This window comes from Geobacter sp. PheSNFMC, assembly GCF_059620965.1.
In genome coordinates this window covers 17924-38252 of the sequence record NZ_JCAMRN010000062.1, presented here as the reverse complement: position 1 = coordinate 38252, position 20329 = coordinate 17924, and the positions used below count along the sequence as shown (strand labels likewise).

The 20329-nt window shown below is 63.7% G+C and carries 24 protein-coding genes; 23 read left to right on the top strand and 1 reads right to left on the bottom strand.

Annotated features, from left to right (window positions below):
- The 18 genes from AC6CDK_RS13775 to flhB all read left to right on the top strand — a co-directional run.
- On the top strand, positions 1-435 hold a 435-nt coding region (locus AC6CDK_RS13775; protein ID WP_496639882.1), incomplete at its 5' end, for a flagellar M-ring protein FliF C-terminal domain-containing protein.
- A gap of 11 nt (positions 436-446) precedes the next feature.
- On the top strand, positions 447-1439 hold the full coding sequence (gene fliG, locus AC6CDK_RS13770) for a flagellar motor switch protein FliG (RefSeq protein WP_039648014.1): 993 nt from the start codon (positions 447-449) through the stop codon (positions 1437-1439).
- Positions 1426-2313, top strand: coding sequence for a FliH/SctL family protein (locus AC6CDK_RS13765; protein WP_192904935.1), 888 nt, complete (start codon positions 1426-1428; stop codon positions 2311-2313). Before fliG ends, AC6CDK_RS13765 begins: the two co-directional genes overlap by 14 nt.
- Positions 2300-3625, top strand: coding sequence for a FliI/YscN family ATPase (locus tag AC6CDK_RS13760; protein ID WP_039648018.1), 1326 nt, complete (start codon positions 2300-2302; stop codon positions 3623-3625). The genes AC6CDK_RS13765 and AC6CDK_RS13760 overlap by 14 nt, the downstream gene beginning before the upstream one ends.
- Positions 3626-3685: 60 nt before the next feature.
- Positions 3686-4126, top strand: a complete 441-nt coding sequence (fliJ, locus tag AC6CDK_RS13755; RefSeq protein ID WP_039648020.1) for a flagellar export protein FliJ — start codon at positions 3686-3688, stop codon at positions 4124-4126.
- Positions 4126-4656, top strand: a complete 531-nt coding sequence (locus AC6CDK_RS13750; protein ID WP_226048141.1) for a MotE family protein — start codon at positions 4126-4128, stop codon at positions 4654-4656. The genes fliJ and AC6CDK_RS13750 overlap by 1 nt, the downstream gene beginning before the upstream one ends.
- Before the next feature lie 213 nt (positions 4657-4869).
- Positions 4870-6288 (top strand): flagellar hook-length control protein FliK, encoded by a 1419-nt coding sequence (locus AC6CDK_RS13745; RefSeq protein WP_039648022.1) that lies wholly within the window; start codon positions 4870-4872, stop codon positions 6286-6288.
- A gap of 24 nt (positions 6289-6312) precedes the next feature.
- On the top strand, positions 6313-6969 hold the full coding sequence (locus tag AC6CDK_RS13740) for a flagellar hook assembly protein FlgD (protein WP_039648023.1): 657 nt from the start codon (positions 6313-6315) through the stop codon (positions 6967-6969).
- Positions 6970-6976: 7 nt separating this feature from the next.
- Entirely contained in the window at positions 6977-7363 is a 387-nt protein-coding gene (locus AC6CDK_RS13735; RefSeq protein WP_039648026.1) for a TIGR02530 family flagellar biosynthesis protein, read from the top strand.
- A gap of 162 nt (positions 7364-7525) precedes the next feature.
- A complete protein-coding gene (locus AC6CDK_RS13730; protein WP_039648029.1) occupies positions 7526-8785 on the top strand; it encodes a flagellar hook protein FlgE in 1260 nt (419 codons plus the stop codon).
- A gap of 368 nt (positions 8786-9153) precedes the next feature.
- Positions 9154-9663: a flagellar basal body-associated FliL family protein gene (locus AC6CDK_RS13725; protein WP_039648031.1), complete on the top strand. Its 510-nt coding sequence runs from the start codon at positions 9154-9156 to the stop codon at positions 9661-9663.
- A gap of 34 nt (positions 9664-9697) precedes the next feature.
- Positions 9698-10684, top strand: a complete 987-nt coding sequence (gene fliM, locus AC6CDK_RS13720) for a flagellar motor switch protein FliM (RefSeq protein ID WP_039648033.1) — start codon at positions 9698-9700, stop codon at positions 10682-10684.
- Positions 10681-10986 (top strand): flagellar motor switch protein FliN, encoded by a 306-nt coding sequence (gene fliN, locus AC6CDK_RS13715; protein ID WP_052269463.1) that lies wholly within the window; start codon positions 10681-10683, stop codon positions 10984-10986. Before fliM ends, fliN begins: the two co-directional genes overlap by 4 nt.
- A complete protein-coding gene (gene fliO / locus AC6CDK_RS13710; protein ID WP_066356844.1) occupies positions 10983-11480 on the top strand; it encodes a flagellar biosynthetic protein FliO in 498 nt (165 codons plus the stop codon). The genes fliN and fliO overlap by 4 nt, the downstream gene beginning before the upstream one ends.
- Before the next feature lie 20 nt (positions 11481-11500).
- Positions 11501-12253 (top strand): flagellar type III secretion system pore protein FliP, encoded by a 753-nt coding sequence (fliP, locus tag AC6CDK_RS13705; protein ID WP_226048140.1) that lies wholly within the window; start codon positions 11501-11503, stop codon positions 12251-12253.
- Between the two features lie 12 nt (positions 12254-12265).
- Positions 12266-12535, top strand: a complete 270-nt coding sequence (gene fliQ / locus AC6CDK_RS13700; RefSeq protein ID WP_010941093.1) for a flagellar biosynthesis protein FliQ — start codon at positions 12266-12268, stop codon at positions 12533-12535.
- A gap of 50 nt (positions 12536-12585) precedes the next feature.
- Positions 12586-13380 carry a flagellar biosynthetic protein FliR gene (fliR, locus tag AC6CDK_RS13695; RefSeq protein WP_039648040.1) on the top strand — a complete coding sequence of 265 codons (795 nt, stop codon included), beginning with the start codon at positions 12586-12588 and terminating at the stop codon, positions 13378-13380.
- A gap of 4 nt (positions 13381-13384) precedes the next feature.
- Positions 13385-14443, top strand: a complete 1059-nt coding sequence (flhB, locus tag AC6CDK_RS13690; RefSeq protein WP_039648042.1) for a flagellar biosynthesis protein FlhB — start codon at positions 13385-13387, stop codon at positions 14441-14443.
- 58 nt (positions 14444-14501) lie between these two features.
- On the opposite strand, the gene AC6CDK_RS13685 is transcribed toward flhB, so the two are convergent.
- Positions 14502-14954, bottom strand: coding sequence for an SH3 domain-containing protein (locus tag AC6CDK_RS13685; RefSeq protein ID WP_192904933.1), 453 nt, complete (start codon positions 14952-14954; stop codon positions 14502-14504).
- A gap of 286 nt (positions 14955-15240) precedes the next feature.
- Here AC6CDK_RS13685 and tssJ point away from each other — a divergent pair, with 286 nt between their 5' ends.
- From tssJ to tssG, 5 genes are read left to right on the top strand one after another with little or no spacing between them, the layout of a single operon-like run.
- A complete protein-coding gene (gene tssJ, locus AC6CDK_RS13680; RefSeq protein ID WP_192904932.1) occupies positions 15241-15795 on the top strand; it encodes a type VI secretion system lipoprotein TssJ in 555 nt (184 codons plus the stop codon).
- On the top strand, positions 15792-17183 hold the full coding sequence (gene tssK, locus AC6CDK_RS13675) for a type VI secretion system baseplate subunit TssK (protein WP_192904931.1): 1392 nt from the start codon (positions 15792-15794) through the stop codon (positions 17181-17183). Before tssJ ends, tssK begins: the two co-directional genes overlap by 4 nt.
- 10 nt (positions 17184-17193) lie before the next feature.
- Positions 17194-17601 carry a type VI secretion system baseplate subunit TssE gene (gene tssE / locus AC6CDK_RS13670; RefSeq protein ID WP_039642610.1) on the top strand — a complete coding sequence of 136 codons (408 nt, stop codon included), beginning with the start codon at positions 17194-17196 and terminating at the stop codon, positions 17599-17601.
- A gap of 28 nt (positions 17602-17629) precedes the next feature.
- Positions 17630-19363 (top strand): type VI secretion system baseplate subunit TssF, encoded by a 1734-nt coding sequence (gene tssF, locus AC6CDK_RS13665; protein WP_192904930.1) that lies wholly within the window; start codon positions 17630-17632, stop codon positions 19361-19363.
- Positions 19327-20319 carry a type VI secretion system baseplate subunit TssG gene (gene tssG / locus AC6CDK_RS13660; RefSeq protein WP_039642612.1) on the top strand — a complete coding sequence of 331 codons (993 nt, stop codon included), beginning with the start codon at positions 19327-19329 and terminating at the stop codon, positions 20317-20319. The genes tssF and tssG overlap by 37 nt, the downstream gene beginning before the upstream one ends.
- Positions 20320-20329 lie beyond the last annotated feature (10 nt).

The following is a 20329-nucleotide window of genomic DNA, read 5'->3' as shown; positions in this document are numbered from 1 at the left end:
CCGGACGAACTCCAGAAGATCGATGCATTGGTGAAAAGCTCGGTCGGCTTCAATGCCGAGCGGGGCGATCAGGTGACGGTCGTCAATATCCCGTTCCAGGATACGGGCGATGCCGGGGCCGGCGAGGCAGACCAATGGTGGAACGCCCCCGTTTTCCTCTCCCTGCTGAAAAACGGCCTGATCGGCTTCGGCTTCCTGGCGCTTCTCTTCTTTGTGGTGCGGCCGCTCCTGAAGATCCTCAGGCCGGAAAAGAGCACTACCTTCGAGCCGATCCCCACGGCCGAGGATGCCCTCAACCAGATCGCAGAGATCCATCGGCTGCAGATCGGCAACCAGACCGTGAGCCAGATGGAGCTCATCAACAAGATCAAGCAGGAACCCTATCAAGCGGCCCAGATCATCCAGAACTGGCTGCGAGACAAGGGTGAGGAATAGGGCTCGAATCCATGACCGGAACCGATAAGGCGGCCATACTGCTCCTCTACCTGGGTCCCGAAGCGACCTCGAAGGTATTCGAGCACCTGGACGACGACGAGATAAAGAAGATATCCAAGAGCATGGCGACTCTGGGCCATGTGCCGCGCAACGTCATCCAGGACGTGGTGACGGAGTACACCTCCCTCACCAACCCCGAGACGGGCATTTTCTCCCAGGGTGAGGAGTTCGTCCGCAAGATTCTCGAGCAGACCCTGGGGCCCCAGAAGGCGGAGATCCTTCTCAAGGAGCTCCAGTCGTCGAGCTTTGGCGACATGGTCGACGTCCTTGCCAACCTGGATGCCAAGACCATTGCCAACTTCCTCTCCCAGGAGCATCCCCAGACCATCGCCGTCATCCTGGCCAAGCTGAGGGCCAAGCAGACCGGCGAGATCATCTCCATGCTCCCCCAGGGGCTCCAGGCAGAGGTGGTGATGCGGATCGCCGACGTCGATCAGGTCTCACCCGAGATACTTGCCGACATCGACGAGGTCATCAAGCGGGAACTGACCGCCATGGGCGGTGTCCAGCGCTACAAGGTCGGCGGCGTGGAAAAGGTCGTCGACATGTTCAACCACCTGGACCGGAGCAAGGAAAAGCAGATCCTCGAGAAGCTCGATACCCTCAACCCGCCCCTGGCCGAGGTCATCCGCAAGCACCTCTTCACCTTCGAAGACATCTTCAAGCTGGACGACCGCTCCATCCAGGCAATCATGCGGGAGGTTTCCAACGACACCCTGACCCTTGCCATGAAGACCGCGCCGGACGAGATCAAGGAGAAGATCTTCCGCAACATCTCCAGCCGCGCCGCCGAGATGATCAAGGAAGACCTGGAGGTCATGGGGCCGGTCCGCCTGTCGGACGTGGAGAAGGGGCAGTCGGAGATCATCAAGATCGTTCGCCGCATGGAGGAAGAGGGCAAGGTGGTGCTTGCCGGTCGCGGAGGCGACGATGTCCTCGTCTAAGGCTTCCCGCATCATCAAGGTGGACCAGTTGCCGCCCCAGGCCATCCGCAGCTACAGCTTCGGCTTCATTGCCGCTGAAGCGCCGTCGGAACTGCCGCCGGAAGCCGACGGTTTCGTCCCCTGTGCCCTGGGTGCGCCGGCGCCCCTGCCGGGGCTTCTGCTCGAGGAGGAGCCCGAACCGGCGCCGGTCGTCCCGTTCGATCTCGAGGGGAAGGTGGTGCTGGCCGAGGATGAGCTGCAGTCCCGGGTGGACGAGGTCTTCCGCAACGGCATGGACGAGGGGCGCCGCCAGGCGGAACGGGGGCTCGCCAATGTCTTCAAGTCCCTGCGGGACGGAGTCGCCGCCCTGACCGGCCTGCGCAGCCGTGTCATGAAGGAGAGCGAGGAGGATCTGCTGCGGCTCGCGGTGATGATCGCCCGCAAGATCGTCCAGCGGGAGGTGGCACAGGACCCCCAGGTACTGGCGGCCATTGTTGCCGCAGCGGTGGGGGGATGCACCGAGCGGGACCGGGTGGTGGTCCGCCTGAACCCTGACGACTACGCCCAGGTTTCGGTCAACCGCCAGGCGTTCCTTGAGGGGCTCGGCGAGGAATCGGCCATAACCCTCGCCCCCGATGAAACCATCGGCCCGGGGGGATGTCTCGTAGAAACCGCCACCGGCACGGTGGATGCCCGGATCGAGGCCCAACTGGACGAGATCTACCGTTCGCTGCTGGAGGAGCGCAGCGCTCCCGTGGAGCCGTCAAGCGTACCGGATGTTGACTCCCATGCCGACCTCGCCTTTGGCGGCGAGGAGACCATCGCCCCCTTCAAGGGACAGGGCGCCTGGGTCAAGGGACGTGAAGAGAGACCGCGCGACGATGTCCAGGATTGATCTTTCTCGCTATCTCGCCGCCGTGGATGCCATGAAGCCGATCCGGTTCCACGGCAAGGTGACCCAGGTGGTGGGGCTCGTCATCGAGGGGTTCTGCCCCGATGCGGCGGTCGGCACCCTCTGTCTCGTCCACCCCAATGACGGCGATCCCATCCCGGCCGAGGTGGTCGGCTTCCGGGACAACAAGACGCTGCTGATGCCCCTGGGCGAGTTGCGCGGGGTGGGGCTCGGGAGCCTCATCTCGGTCAAGCGGAAAAAAGCCTCCCTCGGCGTGGGCCCCGGGCTGCTGGGGCGCGTCATCGACGGACTCGGGGTGCCCATCGACGATAAGGGCCCCCTGGCCATCCGTGAAGAGTACCCCATCTACGCCAATCCGGTGAACCCCATGAAGCGGCGGCCGATCCGCCAGCCGCTGGATCTGGGCATCCGGGCGATCAATGCGCTGCTCACCTGCGGCGAAGGGCAGCGTGTCGGAATCATGGCCGGGTCCGGTGTCGGAAAGTCGACACTGCTGGGCATGATCGCCCGCTACACCGAAGCGGACGTGAACGTCATCGCCCTCATCGGGGAGCGGGGGCGCGAACTGCGCGAATTCATCGAGAAGGACCTCCAGGAGGAGGGGCTCAAGAAGTCCGTGGTCGTGGTGGCCACCTCCGATCAGCCCCCCTTGGTCCGGATGCGGGGCGCCTATATCGCCACCACCATTGCCGAGTATTTCCAGGCCCAGGGGAAGAAGGTGCTGCTGATGATGGACTCGGCCACCCGTTTTGCCATGGCCATGCGGGAGGTGGGGCTTGCCATCGGCGAGCCGCCCACCACCAAGGGGTACACCCCGTCGGTCTTTGCGGCGCTGCCCAAGCTCCTGGAGCGGACCGGCAGCTTTCTGGACGGAAGCATCACCGGCCTCTACACGGTGCTTGTGGAGGGGGACGATTTCAATGAACCGATCTCGGATGCCATGCGGAGCATCCTGGACGGCCACATCGTCCTGAACCGGGAACTGGCGGCCCGGGCCATCTATCCTCCCCTGGATATCCTGGCCAGCGCCTCCCGGGTCATGAACGACGTGACCGACCGGGGCCAGCAGCAGCTCGCCTCCCGGTTCAAGGAGTTGCTCGCCGCCTACCGCCAAGCCGAGGACCTGATCAACATCGGCGCCTACAAGCCGGGATCGAACCCGACCATCGACTATGCCATCGCCAAGATGGACGGCATGGTCAACTTCATCCGCCAGGGAATCCACGACGGGGTTTCCATGGAACAGTCGATAACGGAACTTGCCGATATCTTCGATGAGGGGATGGCACTCTGATTGCACGAGGAAGGGAACAGGGGGAATTTCTCCTGAAACCGCCATGTTCCGGAGCCCGTCATGACGCACAAGCACGGTTTTCAGTTACAGCAGGTTCTCAACTACCGGAAGGAAGTGGAAAAGGTCAAAAAGCTGGAGTTCGCCACGGCCCGGCACGAGTTCGAACATGCCTCCGACGTGCTGAGCCGGCACGAGGCCGAGGCCGACCGCGCCCGGGTGGAGTACAACAACAAGCAGGCCGTCGGCACCACGGCCAATGAGCTGAAGCTCTATGCGGACTTTTTTGCCCGTAAGCACATGGACATCCAGTTCCAGCGGATCGAAGTGGATAACCTGAACCGGAAGATGAGCGAGAAACGCGAGGATCTCATGGACGCCGCCAAGGAGAAGAAGGCCCTGGAACTCCTCAAGGAGAAGCAGATGCGCGCCTTCCGCCGGGAGATGGCCGAGCGTGAGCGGGCTTTCCTGGACGAGATGGCGCTGCAGAAGGTTGCGCGGTAATGAAGAAGTCGTTCCTGGCAACGATTGTGGTGATGTCGGGAGTGCTCCTCCTGGCACCGCCGGTATCGTCGCCGCCCGCCGGTGCCCAGTCGGCGGCCGGCGAGCCCCAGGCTCAGGCTCCCATGGCTGCGGCCGGTGCCAAGAGCGTTGCCGGCGAGATGGCCCTGGTGGAGGCCAAGCGCCAGCAGGTGGCGGCCCGTGAGGCGGCCCTGGCCGTGAAGGAACAGGAACTGAAGAACCTTTCGGCCAAGCTCGAAGCCCGGGTAAAGGAGCTGGAGGCGGCCAAGGCGGCCCTGGACCGCTCCTTGGATGCCCGCAAGAAGGTACAAAGCGCCAACTACCAGAAGATGCTCAAGGTGTACAAGACCCTCAAGCCCGCCGAGGCGGCGCAGCTCCTCGACAAGATGGACGAGGGGGAGGTTCTCGAAATCCTGAACGAGATGGACCAGAAACGCGTTGCCAAGCTCCTGCCGTTGATGAAGCAGGAGCGGGCGCTGCGCTGGACCCGCCACAGCCTGGCGGCCAAGTAGACGCACGAAGCAGAAGGCGGGAAGGCACGGAAGGCCGCCCGCCGCACCAGTCAGGACGCACGGACGCACTATGCACCACCGGCAGCAATGCCGCGACAGGTTGCGTCCGTGCGTCGTTTTGTTTGAGAGTCAGTTCCTTGACAACAGAATAGCATGGCATTGGAAAGCGCTCTCTGCAGCGTTTCCATCCCACACGAAAGGAGGTGAACACGTATGGAAATCATGCAGTTGATCCAGATCGCCCCGCAGGTCGTGCCGGCCGGCGGAGTCCCGTCTGAAGCCCCTGCCCAGCCTGCCGGCAACGACAGTCTCTTCGCCTCGCTCTTTGCCGGGTTGCTCATGCCGCCCGTCACGACGAACGCAGCCACTCAGGAAGTACCGGATGCGTCGAGCGGGTCTCCTGAGAATGCCGCCCGGAACCAGGACCAGGAGAACCCTTCCGCCACCGATGCGGCCCTGGCAAGCCTGGCTCCGCCCATCCCGCTACCTCTGCCCGCAGAGGCCGCGCCTGCACCGGAATCCGCCGCCTCTTCATCCGGAACGGCAGCGGCAGCGCCCGTTGCGCCGGTTTCGTCTCCGGTCACCACGACCGTGGCCGAGCCGTCCGCATCGACCATGGCCCACTCCATGGCGCAAGCCACGCCGACGGAAGCACCGGTTGCAGCCGCTTCTTCCGTCCCGGCCGGACAAACCGCGGCGGAAAAATCGGTGGAGGTGCTGAACGCTGCCGTCGAACGGACCCCGGTCCGCCAGGCGGGAGCCGATGTCCTCCCTGAAGCGGAGCAATCGCCCCAGTCCGTCGGCATGACGGAGGAGGCGACCGCGGAAACCCGGCCTCCGGTACGCACCATGGGGCCAACCGCTGCCTATCCCGACCGGATACCCGCCAGGCATGCGGAAGGTATCCCGGCAGGCAAGGCCGACACCGTCAGCCCGGTCGAGCTCAGGTCCGCTGAAGTCCGGACCGATGCAGCAACCGGGAGTCCGGTCAAGGCGCTGGACGTGGAAGTGACCGTCAGGGACGGCTCAGGCGAGCAGCACTTCGCCGAAGGCCGCGACCAGGCGTTCACCGGCAAGGAGTCCACGGCGATGAAGGATGCCGTTGCCAGCCATGCCAGCCACGAGGCGGGCAAGACCTCTGCCGCCCAGCCGGCCGAAGCCAGGCCGACGCCGGAGTCGTCGCACTCGCTCCGCGACAGCATCATGGCCCAGGTCCGGGACGCTGTCACGGCCCGCGAGCCCAACGGCAACGGCCGGATCAGCATCAGGCTCAACCCGGCGGAACTGGGCGAGCTCACGATCAACGTCCGGGTGGCGGACCAGCAGGTCAAGGTGGATGTAGTGGCGGCCAACGGCCAGATAAGGGACATTCTCCTCAACAACCTCGACAACCTGAAGGAGAACTTTTCCCGCCAGAACCTGACCATGACCGGTTTCGACGTTTCCACCGGCACCGGCCAGGGGTTCGAGCACCAGCTCTTCCGCGAGGGGGGGCAGGCAGGCCAGGGAGGAACCCATTTCTCCTTTGCCCGTGGTGAAGAACTCGACGGGGACGTCCAAGCCGCAATGGAAGACACGCGCCACTACGTTACCGACCGGCGCGAAAACGGCCTCGTCGACGTGAGGCTCTGACAGAAGGAAAGGAGGTACAACAACGTGGTTTACGGCGTTACCAACGACACCACGGCAGCCGCAGCGGCCATGAAGAAGTCCACCGGCATGAACAAGGACGACTTCCTCAAGCTGTTCGTTACGCAACTCCAGAACCAGGACCCGCTCAATCCCCAGGACAGCACGGAGTTCATCGGACAGTTGGCACAACTCACCCAGGTCGAACAGGCCTACAACACCAACAGCAACCTCTCGGATCTTCTCAACCTCGTGAACGGGGCGACGAGCCTCTCGGCGGTCTCGTTCATCGGCAAGGAGATCACGGCCAGCGGCAACCTGATCAAACTCACCGGCGGCACCCAGCCCACCTTGGGTTACCGACTTCCCGCCACCGCCCAGAAGGTGACCATCAAAATCAAGGATGACACCGACACCGTTGTCCGGACCCTGACTCTGGGGAGCACCCAGGCGGGAGACGGTTCCATAACGTGGGACGGCAAGGACGAAAAAGGGAATACGCTCCCGGAGGGACGCTACACCTTCTCCGTCTCGGGGACCAACGCCAAGGGAGAGGCCTTTGACGGCGCTCCGCTGCTCCTCGGCCGGGCCGAAGGGGTCATGCTGGAGGGAGAGGAACCCTACATAACCATCGGCGGCATCAATGTACCGCTCGGCAACATACTCTCTGTGAAAGGAGCGTGATTCAGGGATGATTGATTCCATCTACTTCCCCGAACCGCTTCCCATCAACCCGGGTCGCTCGCAGTCGCAACCCCAGCCGGCACAACCGGCCGGCAAGCCGGGCGGGTTTGCCAGGATTCTCGACGGCAAGCTTCCGGCCCAGGAGGTGAAATTCTCGAGTCATGCCCAGCAGCGGCTCCAGTCTCGGGGAATCACCTTCAGCGACACGGACCTGAAGCGGCTGGAAGGAGCCGTGGAGAGCGTGGCCCAGAAGGGGGGCCGTGAGTCGCTCATCATGCTCGGCGACGCAGCCCTCGTGGTGAGTGTCAGAAACCGGACAGTCATCACGGCCATGGATCGGGCAAGCATGCAGGGAAATGTGTTTACCAACATCGATTCGGCAGTGATCATTTAGGAAACGGGGACCAGGGACCGGGAACCTTAATGGGCAGGGAAGAAACGAACAACGAACAATGGGCCGGACCTTCACGGGGGCCCATGGGACGCCGACCGACCGAGGCGTTCCAGTCAACCCGGGCGGCAGCCGGAGCGCTGTCGCACCCACGGAGGCACATCAATGAGCGTCACATCCGCACTTTACACCGGCATCAGCGGCCTCAACGCCAACGGCGAGGCCATGTCCGTCATCGGCAACAACATCTCCAACGTCAACACCATCGGCTTCAAGCAGGGCCGGATGCTCTTCTCGGACGTCCTCTCCAGCACCATCAGCGGCGGCTCCCAGATCGGCCGCGGCGTCCAGATCCAGACCGTTGAAAACCAGTTCACCCAGGGCTCCTTCGAGAGCACCGAGAGCGGCACTGACCTGGCCATCCAGGGTGATTCCTTCTTCGTGGTCCAGAACACCAGCGGCCGCTACTATACCCGTGCCGGCGCCTTTTCCTTCAACAAGGACAAAACCCTGGTGAACCCGGAGGGATATCAGGTCATGGGATACGGCATCATTCCCTCGTCCGGGCTCGCCGACGGCGTGCTCAAGCCCATCGACCTGACCAACTTCGCCACCACGCCGCCGAAGCAGACCTCCAACGTCAAGTTCGTGGTGAACCTGGATTCCACCCAGACTACGCCGGCCCTGGCATGGGACCCCGCCAACCCGGTTGCCACGTCCAACTTCTCGACCAGCCTGTCGGTCTACGATTCCCAGGGCAATGCCCACACTGCCACGGCATATTTCCGTAAAACCGCCGATAACACCTGGGACTGGCACGTCATCCTTCCCGATGCCGTGGCCGGCACGCCGGGCAGCAGCACCAGCCCCATCGACGGGACCCTCACCTTCGATGAGACCGGTGCCCTCACCGGCCAGACTCCCCTGGCCAGCGCGGCCCAGAACATCACCTTCACGGGTGGCGTCGCCGCACCCCAGCCGATCTTCTTCGACCTGGGCGTCGGCGCCACCACCCAGTACGCCAGCGCCTCGGTGGTTTCCTCCCAGACCCAGGACGGCTACTACCAGGGTACCCTCACCAAGGTTACCATCGATGACAAGGGATACGTGAACGGCGTGTACTCCAACGGCCAGCTCCAGAAGCTCTACCAGGTGGCCCTGGCCAAGTTCTCCTCTACGGCCGGCCTGTCCAAGGCGGGAGGCACCCTCTTCGAGGAAACCCTCGAATCGGGACAGCCCCTGTTCTCCGACGCCAGCGCCCCCGGCGTCGGGAAAATCCTGGCCAACTCCCTGGAACAGTCCAACGTGGACATGGCGGCCCAGTTCGTCAAAATGATCACCACCCAGCGCGGCTACTCCGCCAACTCCAAGACGATCACCACGGCCGACGAGATGCTGCAGGAAGTACTCAGTCTCAAGCGGTAACCAGCCACTGGCCGCCCGGCGGGGGGAGAGCGCGTTCCTCCCCGCCGGGCGCAACGGTCCGATGTTTGCCGGGGCTTGTCGTTTTTTTGACGATCTGCCGGTTTTCGCGTGCCAGCCGGGGGCATCCAGCCCATTCCATCGCCGAATCTTTGCCTGCCTTGTCAAAAGTCCGACGTGGCTGCTTCCGTACCGGATGATTGCCGTATCTGCCCAATCCCGCGCTTCTCCGCATTAGTTACCAATATCAGGGTGTTTTTTCGCGTAGTATTCCATTGATGCCGTAAAGCAGTTTCTGGCATTTCGGTTGCAATAGCCGTAACGGTACGTAGAGTCCCAAGGATTTCAATCAATACAGAAGGAGGAGTCTGATGGCAGCGGACGAAAAGGCACCCGCCGAGGGTGTGCCAGAGGACAAGAAAAAGCTTTTCATCATCATCGGCGCTGCTGCCGTGGTGATTATCGCCCTTGCCGTAGTGTTCATGGGCGGAGGCAAGAAAGAAAAGGGCAAGGAAGGCGAGGCCGCGGCCAAGGTCGAGCAAAAGGCCGAGAGCGGCAAGGAGGGTGCGGCCGGAGCGACGACCACCGCGTTCGCGCTTGAGCCGTTCATCGTCAATATTTACGACGGCCAGGAACTGCGCTATCTCCGGGTAAAGGTCGAGTTCGAAACCGCTGCCCCGGACGCCAAGACGGAAATAGAGGCCCGTCAGGCGCCCCTGCGCGATGCCATTCTGGTTTTGCTCACCACCAAGACCCTCCAGGACATCCAGGACCTCCAGGGGAAAAACCAGTTGCGGGACGAAATCCTCGTGGCCGCCAACAAGATTTTGCCGCCAGGCAAGGTGAGCAAGGTCTATTTCACCGATTTCGTGGTCCAGTAGCCAACGGGACGTCAAGGGAGGCGGAGGAATCTCCATGGAGAAGATCCTCACCAAGCAAGAGATAGAGGCGCTGCTCGCCGCGGTGTTCGAGGGGAAGATCGAGCCCGACCGGGAACTGGCCAAGGAGCAGGGCGCCGCCCACTCCTACGACCTCTTCAACAGTGAAGCCCACAAGGGGCTCGTTCCCAACCTGGACATCATCTACGACGGTTTCATCCGCTACCAGCGGGGGACCCTGTCGAACCGGCTGGGGCGCATCGTCGAGATCAAGAAGCTCGGGGCCGGGTCGTACAAGTTCGACGACTTCATCCAGACCCTCCCTTCGCCGGTCTGCATGGCGATCTACAAGGCCGATCCGCTCAAGGGTGCGGCCCTGATCGCCTTCGACAGCACGCTCGTCTTCACCATCGTGGACTGCATCCTGGGAGGAACCGGCATGACGTCGGTCCAGACGAGCGCCAACCGGATGTTCACCTCCATTGAGCTGCGGCTGGTCCAGAAGATCGTTCAGGACATGCTCGTCGATCTGGAAAAGGCCTGGGCGCCGCTCTATGCGGCCAAGATGAGCCTGCTTCGGATGGAGATGAACCCGCGGCTCGTGAACATCGTCCCCCCCGAGTACCAGGTGGTGACCATGGAGATGGAGATCCAGATCGACCAGATCGAGGGTAAGATGGTCTTCGCCGTCCCCTACATGACCATCGAGCCGATTCGGGACAAGCTCAAGTCCGGCGCCCAGTTCGACCTCATGGCCATCGATCCCCAGTGGTCGTTCCGGTTGTCCAAGGAGCTGCTGGAGGCTCCCCTGGACGTGTCGGTGGAGGTCGGCGGCGCGGTCATCAGCCTCAACGACCTGCTCAGCCTGGTCCCCGGCGATACCATCATGCTTGATACCCCCTGCACCAGCGATCTCACGGTCAAGGTCGGCGGGGTGCCCAAATTCACGGGAATGCCGGGCATACGCCACGGCAACAAGGCACTTCAGATCACGAACGTCGTAGGCAAGGGAGAACAGCGGTGAGCGACCTCACGAAAGAAGAAACCAAAGACGGTGAACTGGACCGCAAGAACCTGGAGTTCATCCTCGATATACCGCTTCAGCTCACGGTGGAGCTGGGCCGGACCAAGATCCTGGTCAAGGACGTGCTCCAGCTCAATCAGGGGGCGGTGGTGGAGTTGACCAAGCTTGCCGGAGAGCCCCTGGACGTCTTCGTGAACTCCAAGCTCGTCGCCCGCGGCGAGGCGGTGGTGGTCAACGAGAAGTTCGGGGTCCGGCTCGTGGATATCGTCAGTCCCAACGAGCGGGTGGAGAAAGTCCTGTGAAACAGCAGGCGTCAGCCACGGCCCTGGCCCTGGCGTTCCCCGGCGTCGCCCGGGCCGCAGAGGCCGCCGGCGGAGCGAATTTCAGCTTCGCCACCGTGTTCGTCCAGATGCTGGCCTCCCTCGCCCTGGTGCTGGGACTCATCTATCTGGCCTATTACGCGGCGAACCGGTGGTTTAGGCCCGGCGTCCACGGCAAGGGAACCGAACGCCACATCCGGCTGGTGGAAACCCGCTACCTGGCGCCGAAGAAGTCGCTGGTCCTGGTGGAGGTGGGGGGCGAGTTTCTCCTGCTCGGCTCTTCCGGCGACAATCTCTCGTTCATCAAGCAGATAGACATCCTGGAGGAGATCGAGGTGCTCGACGAAACCGCCGGGCGCACCCCCCTCGCCACCCTTTTCCAGGGCAAGCTGGACGCGGTCACGACACGGCTCGCCGCCATGAAACAGGGGCGTGCCGATGCCCCCGAGCGCCGCGCCGGGGAAGGAAAAGCCTGAGCACCATGGACGGTGTCCCGATGTTCAAACGAATCCCTTTCATCGCTTTCTGCGTCGTCCTGCTGACCGCCTCGCTGGCGGCCGCCGCCGAGCCCCTGGCGCTGCCCAGCGTCAGCATCGGGGTGGGCAAGGCCACCAAACCGGGCGATGTGTCGGTGGTCCTCCAGATATTCTTCCTGATGACGGTGCTGTCCCTGGCGCCGGGGCTCCTCATGATGACCACCTCGTTCACACGGATCGCGGTGGTGCTGTCGTTCATGCGCCACGCCATCGGCACCCAGCAGGCGCCCCCCAACCAGATCATCGTCGCTCTGTCCCTGTTCCTGACCTTTTTCGTCATGGCCCCGGTCTGGCAGCAGGTGAACACCCAGGCGATCCAGCCTTACCGGACGGCCCAGATCACCCAGGACGAGGCCCTGAAGCGGGCGGTGGCTCCCATGCGGAAGTTCATGTTCTCCCAGACCCGCGAGAAGGACCTGGCCCTGTTCCTGAATCTTTCGAAGCTGCCGCGGCCCCGCACTGCCGACGACATCCCGACCCTGACCCTCATTCCGGCCTTCATGATCAGCGAGCTGCGGACCGCCTTCCAGATCGGCTTCCTGGTCTTCATCCCGTTCCTGGTGGTGGACATGGTGGTGGCTTCGGTCCTCATGTCCATGGGTATGATGATGCTGCCGCCGGTCATGATCTCACTGCCGTTCAAGATTCTCCTCTTCGTCCTGGTGGACGGGTGGGGGCTGGTGATCGGCTCCCTGATAAAAAGCTTTGGGTAGCGGAGGTTTGTCATGAGTCCCGATCTCGTCGTACAGCTTGCCCGCCGCAGCTTCGAGGTGACGCTGATGCTGGCCGCTCCCCTGCTCATTTCCGGCCTTGTGGTCGGACTTGCCGTCAGCATCTTCCAGGCGGTCACCTCCATCCAGGAGGCCACCCTTGCCTTTGCCCCCAAGATCATCGCCGTCATGGTCGCCCTGGTGATCTTTTTCCCCTGGATGATGAACTACATGAGCGACTTCACCCGGGAAGTCTACGCCCTCATCGCCACCATGCGACGGTGAGGACCGTCAGCTTCGGCGAGTGACAGCGCTCCGCCGGGACGCCGACACCCATGTTTCCACTGACCACACCATTCCCCACGGTCAACGACGTGGCCTTCTTCACCCTGGTGATGGGGAGGATGGCGGGCATCTTCGCAGCCATTCCCATTTTTGGCGGCCGGCGGGTGCCGACCCCCATCAAGGCGTTGCTCGTCTTCGCCATGACCATGGTCTGTTTCCCCATCATCAAGGGAAAGATGCCGCAGTTTCCGACCGACATGCTCTCCCTGGGGTTCCTCATGGTGCAGGAGGTGCTGGTTGGCGTGTCGCTTGGGTTGCTGTCCCTGATCATCTTCGCCGCCGTCGAGTTCGCCGGCCAGATCGCCAGCGTCCAGATCGGCCTTACCATCGTGACCGAGTTCGACCCGTCCCAGGGAGGCCAGTTGTCGATCATGTCGATCATCCTGGAGATGCTGGCCACGCTCCTGTTCCTCTCCCTGGGCATGCACCACATCTTCATCGGGGCGCTGGTCCAGAGCTACGACGTCCTCCCCCTGGGGGCGTGGCACATGAGCGGCGGGCTTCTCCAGTTCATCGTGACCACCATCGGCGAGGTGTTCGTCCTGGCGGTCCGGCTCGCGGCGCCGGTGATGGTCACGCTCCTGGCGACCAGTGTCATGCTCGGCATCATGGCCCGCTCGTTCCCCCAGATGAACGTCTTTTTCGTCAGTATGCCCCTGAACATCGGCATCGGGTTCATCATCCTGGGGCTTTCCCTCCCTCTCTTCCTCCACACCGTCCAGGGGCATTTTGGCATGCTCGACGAACAGCTCAAGACCATGATGAAGCTCATGGGCAAGGGATGAGGGCATGTCTGACGACAAACATTCGAAAACAGAAAAACCAACAGCAAAGAAGCTGGACGAGGCGAAAAAGAAAGGGGTTCCCCACAGTCGGGACCTGACCTCCACCGTAACCCTCATCGCCGCCATGGTTGCCCTGTACACCACCGGCGGCTTCATGTTTACCACCCTGAAGCGGACCAGCGGCGAACTGCTCGGCTCCATGGGAACGTTTCACCTGACCGAAGCAAGCGTCGAACATCTCCTCATCAAGCTGTTCCTGGTATTTCTCAGCGTGGTCATGCCGTTCATGCTGGTGGTGGTGATTTCGGGGCTCGCAACGACCATGGTCCAGGTGGGCTTCTCCATGAACAGCGAGCGGATCACCTTCAAGCTGGACAAGCTCAATCCGGCCACTAACGCAAAGAAGCTCTTCAACAAGGACTCCCTGGTGGAGATGCTCAAGGCCGTCCTCAAGATCGTCATTGTCGGCTACATGTCGTACAAGATCATGCGGGACGAGATGGACGGACTGCTTTTCCTGGCCGATACCGACCTGGCCGGGATCCTGGAGGTCTTCAGGCACCTGGCCTTCAAGCTGGTCATCCACACCTGCGGCGTGCTCCTGATCCTGGGGGTGCTGGACCTGGCCTTTGTCAAGTGGCGTTTCATCGACAATCTGAAAATGACCAAGCAGGAGGTCAAGGACGAGCACAAGGAGTCTGAGGGGGACCCGAAGGTCAAGGGTAAGATCCGTCAGATGCAGTTTCAGCAGGCCCAGAAACGCCTGCGCAAGGTGATTCCTACCGCCGACGTGGTCGTCACCAACCCGACGCACTACGCCGTGGCGCTCAAGTACGAACGCGAGACCATGGCCGCGCCGCTGGTGCTGGCCAAGGGCGTCGACCATATGGCCCAGACCATCAAGGCCATCGCCCGTGAGAACAACGTCATGCTCGTGGAGAACCGTTTCCTGGCCCGCGAGCTCTATGCCCAGGTCAAAGAGGGGCAGCCCATCCCCGAGAGCCTGTACACCGCGGTGGCGGAGGTGCTGGCCTATGTGTACAGCCTGAAGGGCAAGATATGAACCGGCGCCGCTCCCGCGGGCATGCGGGGTTCATGCGCCGGCCTGCGGGCCCTGCGGCTCACTGCCCATTCCCCTCCACAAACCTCCGGTAGACCCATCCCTCCACCGTTTTCCCGCCGTGCTGCCAGCGAACGCGCAGCCAGCGTCCCTGTTCCCCCAGCAGCTCCAGGTGTGTGCCGCTCCTCAGGACAGCCACCACCTTCGTGCGGGGTGAAGGCCCGCGCCGGGCGTTCACATACGTGTGCTCCGGTCCGATGCGGAGCAAGGCCGGCGCGGCGGCCGCCGGAGTCGCGAGCGGTTCCGGCGGCTGCGGTGGCGGGGGCTGGACCACCGGCGGGACAGAGGCGTGCTGCCGGTCGGTCCGGTCGACGGCCGGTGTCTCCTCGAAGCCGATTCCCGGGGCCTGGGGACCAACCCGCTCCCCGGTGACGGTGGTGCAGGCTGCAAGAAAAGGGGCGGCCAGGGCGAGCGACGGAATCAGCATCCGCAACAGAAGCCGAATCAGGGTCATGGCACATTTCTCCTTTCAAGGAGGGAGGTTAACGCGCCGATGCCTCTCGCGTCAATGGTTACCATTTCACTACATCTCCCACCGCCACACTGTTCCGGCCATTCCCGGCGCAGGGCTCCCTCCCTCCGCCCCCAACGGCGCGTAGCGCTGTTTCTTACTGTCCATTGACAGCATGTACTAATAAATGATAATAAGTCTGCATTAAATGTATTGTGATTAATAAATTCCGCCTTGCTGTCCGTACCCTGTCCCTTTGCCATCGATCACAGCACCCCGGGAGAAGCCGATGAAGCGTCGTGCCGCTTTGTTGCTGAGTTGGTCTGTCGTTGCGTGCCTCTGCTCCTGTGCCTCGTCCCCGGAGATCAGGCCGCCGGTGGAGTGGGGGTTTGAAAGGGAGGCCATCCGCTTGAGCTTCACCGGGGACCCCCGGCTGAACCTCTACCAGAACAGCCCCCACGCCCTTGTGGCCTGTATCTATCAGCTCCGCGATCCGAACGCCTTCAACCAGTTCCGGAACGAAGCGGACGGTCCGGCGAAGCTGCTTGAGTGCAGCCGGTTCGACCCAGCCGTGGCAACCGCCGGGCGAGTCGTGATCCAGCCCGGCCAGGAACTGACCGAGGTCCTGGACCGGGCCGAAGGCGCCCGCTACATCGGCTTTGCGGCGGGGTACTTCCTGCTCGACAAGGAACGGTCTGTCCGGCTCTACCCCATTCCGGCCGTGGAAGAAACCGTGGGGTTCATCAGCCGGATAAAGCTCGCGAGGCCGGGGCAGGTCCATATCCGGCTGCACCTGGGTCCCCAGGAGATTCGGGATGTCAGGGAGGAGTCCCCGAAGCCATGACCGCCCATCCCCCCCTTTACTGGCACCAGGGGCTTTTTCTCCAGCCCCAGCATTTTCAGCTCCATGACCTGTCGGTCCAGGGGCGCCTCGATCCGCTTTTCCGGCATCTTCATCCCTATTTCTGGGGGGCGGGCGAGCTGGAGATCGAGGAGAGCGCCCTCGGCACCCGGGTCTTCTCGATCCTTGCCGGCTCGTTCCTTTTTCCCGACGGTACCTGGGCGGTCATCGGCGGGAACGCCCTCTGTGAACCCCGCTCCTTTGACGACTCCCGGATCGAAGGAGATCGCCCGCTCCTGGTGCACGTGGGGCTGCGTAAGTGGCAGGGCGCGGGAGAGAACGTCACTGTGGCGGAGCGGCTCGAAGGGCTTGCTGGGGTTGCCACCCGCTTTGTTGCGGCGGCCGAGCCGGATGAGGTCCGGGACCTCCATGCCGGCGGGCCGCCGGGGCAGGTGAAGCGACTGCGGCATGTGCTGAAGATCTTCTGGGACCACGAGCGGGAGCAACTGGGCGACTGGCACCTGATCCCCGTGGCCCGGCTGGAGCGCTTCGGGGGGCAGGTGCGGCTTTCCGGCCGCTTCATTCCGCCGTCCCTCTCCCTGGACGCAAGCGAGTCCTTGTCCCGCATCGTCCGGGAGATCCGCGACCAGGTGGCGGCCCGGGGCCGCCAGCTCGAGGAACACAAGAAACAACGGGGCATCCAGAACGCCGGATTCGGCTCCCGGGACATGGTCTACTTGCTGGCGCTTCGCTCCCTCAACCGGTATGTGCCCGGCCTCTTTCACCTGACCGAGGACCGCCAGGTTCACCCGTGGGACGTCTACGGTGCGCTGCGGCAGCTCATCGGCGAACTCGCCTCCTTTTCCGAGCGGGTCTCCGCCCTGGGCGAACTGGACGACGGCTTCCGCCTTCTCCCCCCCTATGACCACCGCAACCTGGGAGAATGCTTTGCCGCGGCCCGCGACCTCATCGCCCGGCTGATGGATGAGATCACCGCCGGTCCCGATCACGTGATCCGCCTCACCCACGACGGCACCTTCTTCAGTGCCGACCTTAAGCCGGCCGTCTTCGGGGCAGGCAACCGCTACTACCTGGCCCTGCGCACCTCCGCGGAGTCGGCGGAGTTTCTCCTGTCCCTTGAAACCGCAGCCAAGCTCAGCGCCCGCGAACACCTGCCGGTCCTGGCCGCCCGGGCGCTTCCCGGCATCGGTCTGAGCCACCTGCCGGTACCACCCCAAGAGTTGCCGCGCCGCGCCGATACCCATTATTTCGCCGTGGACTCAACCGGTGACCAGTGGCATCTGGTGGAGCGGGAGCATACCCTTGCCCTCCACTGGACCGGCGCCCCGGCCGACCTTGAGGTGGAGCTGATGACAGTGGTTCGGGGATAGGAAGGAAGCCATGCGCGAAGAACGCCTTCTGGAACGCATCCGCTCCCTGGAGCGGGATCCGTCGCGCCGCGGGGGGGGCGATCGCGGCCGCCTGCTGGATTCAATCCTGGCGCACATCCGCCGGATTCTCAATACGCGCCGGGGGAGCGTGCCCATCGCTCCCGACTTCGGCATCCCCGACATGCTCGACGTGCTTCAGAGCTACCCCGATTCGGTGCGGGAGATCGAACGGAGCATTCGCACCGCCATCCAGGGCTTTGAGCCGCGTCTCGCCGGCGTGCGGGTGACCTTCATCCCCCAGGAGGACGATGTGCTGGCACTCCGGTTCGCCATAGCCGCCCGGCTCGGCAGCGACGGCGGGGCGGTCCGCTTCGAGACGCTGGTGGATGTCGACGGGAAGATTGCGGTGAGACGCTGACCATGCCCGGAAAGAGAGAGCGAACACGATGATCACCCGTCACTTTCAGGAAGAACTTGTCCGGCTCAAGGAACTGGGGGCCGAGTTCGCCGCGGCCCATCCGGCGCTGGCGCCGATGCTCGGCGGTCCGTCGGCCGACCCGGACGTGGAGCGGCTTCTGGAGGGGGTCGCCTTCCAGACGGCCCTTCTGCGCCAAAAGCTTGACGATGATTTTCCCGAGGTGGTTCACGACCTGGTTCGACTCGTGGCCCCCCACTACCTGCGGCCGGTGCCGGCCACCACCATCGTCGCCTTCGAACCGAAGCCGTCACTGACGCGCTCCCGGCTGATTCCGGCAGGGGCAGAGCTCGCGTCGATCCCGGTGGAGGGAACCCGCTGCCTTTTCCGGACAACGAGCCCGGTGGAACTCCACCCCCTGGAACTTCTCGACGCAACCTTTGCCCAACCGGCGGGGAGCGCCCCGGCCGTAACCCTGTCCCTGTCGCTCACCGGGCTCCCGCTCGACCACTGGGAGCCACGATCGCTTCGGTTCTTTCTGGCAGGCGACCATGCCCGGGCAACGGAGTTGTTCCTGATCCTCTCCCGGCACCTGAAGCGGATCGTGATCACCGCGGAGGAGAGAGGGGCGTCGGCCAGCCTGCCCGCAGCCTGTCTTCAGCCGGTGGGCTTCAACGACGACGAGCACCTGATCCCCTGGCCCTCCCACGCCTTTCCCGGCTATCGGCTGGTGCAGGAATATTTTGCCGCGCCCCAGCGGTTCCTGTTCCTGGAGTTGACCGGCTGGGAGCGCTGGACCGCCCGCGGCAGCGGCTCGAGATTCACCATTACCTTCGAGTTGGGCGGACTCGTTCTCCCTCCGCCTCCGGTACGGCGGGAAAGCTTTGTCCTGTTCGCCTCGCCGGCCGTGAACCTCTTTCCCCACGATGCCGAGCCGATTCTCCTCGACCACCGGGTCGGGCGATACCCGGTGCGGCCCGCGGGCCTGGCGCCGGGGCATGGCCAGGTATATTCCGTTGATCGGGTGACCGGCATCGTCCGGGGGGCGGCAACGGAACGGACCTATCACCCCTTCGGGCAGTTCAGTGCTGACGCCGGTGCCCAGCCCACCTTCCATACCGCCGTATCCGCCTCGCCGGTCCGCGCCGGATTCGATGTGCATCTGGCCGTTGCCTACCCGCAGGGGGAAGGCCTGCCGGCGGCGGAGACGCTTTCCATCGCCCTTACCTGCAGTAACGGCCGCCTGCCGGAAAACCTGTGGCTCGGTGACCTGTGCGAGCCGACCTCCTCCTCTCCCGCGAGTGCCACCTTCCACAACATCACGCCACTTACCCCGGCGCTGCTGCCGCCACTGGGAAAAAATCTCCTCTGGCGTCTCGTTTCCCATCTGTCCCTTAACCGCCTCTCCCTGGCCAGCGCCGACAACCTCCGCACTCTGTTGGCGCTCTACCTGTTCGAAGAGGGAGGGGGCCGGGGTGAACTGGCCGCCAACCGGAAGCGGCTGGACGGGATCGAAGCGGTTATCGCCAAGCCGGCCGGCCGTCTCGTGGGGGGGCACCTGCTGCGGGGCAGCGAGATTGTCCTTACTCTGCGGGGGGACCACTTTGCCGGCCCGGGCGATCTGTTCCTCTTCGGGGCGGTGCTCGACCGCTTTCTGGGGGGCTATGCCTCGCTCAACAGCTTCACCCGCCTGACCGTTCGCGAAAGCGTTCGGGAAGAGGTGTACTCATGGCCCCCCAGGCTCGGTCATCGTCAGCTTCTCTAGAAACACAACTGTTCGAGCGGGGGCATGAGTTCTCCTTTGCCCAGGCGGTGCGCCTGCTGCGGCTTCTTGCGGCCCCTCAGGCGGGGGAGGACGTTCGCCCGTGCGGGGTGCGGGTCCGGCCCGAGCTTTCCCTTTCCTTTCCGGTTGCTGATGTGGCGCGGATCGAGCGGCAGGGCGACGGCTACCGGATAACGGCCCGCTTCCTCGGGCTCTACGGTCCGTCGTCCCCGCTCCCCACCTTCTACACCGAAGAACTGATGGACGAGGAGCGGGAAGACGGCTCTGCTTCGCGGAGTTTCCTCGACGTGCTGAGCCACCGGATATTTGATCTCTGGGTCGCCGGCGACGCCAAGTATTGCCTGTTCAACCGGGTTGTGGAGGACGGAAGCGGGGATGACCTCGAACGTCTTTTCTGTTTGGCCGGGCTCGACCTGGCCCAGGGGCAGACGACCCTGTCGGAGTCCGGCCGCTGGCTCCGCTATGCGGGGCTCCTGGGGCAGGTTCCCCGTTCTGCCCTGGGGTTGCGGACCATGGCCGCCGACGCCCTCGGCGTACCGGTTGAAGTCATCCCCTGCCAGCACCGGCAGGTGCCGATTCCCCCCGAACAGCGGCTTGCCGTGGGCGCGGCCGGGAGCAGTCTCGGCATCGACACGGTCGTCGGAACCGACCTGGATGACCGGCTGGGCATGTTCCGCCTGTGCCTGGGGCCCCTTTCCCGCGAACAGTTCGCGGATCTCCTCCCCGGCGCTCCTGGCCGCTCGACCCTGGAGCTGATCGTGGAACTCTACCTGGATGCCCCCCTCGCCTGGGACGTGGTGCTGACCCTGGCCCCGGGAGAGACCCCGGAAGCACGCCTCGGCGCTTGCCGGGGGGCACGGGTCGGATGGGACACCTGGCTCGGTGCCGCAGCCGGCGAAACCCTGTCTCGTGTTGTATTTCCCGGACATATTCCCTAAGGAGACCCTT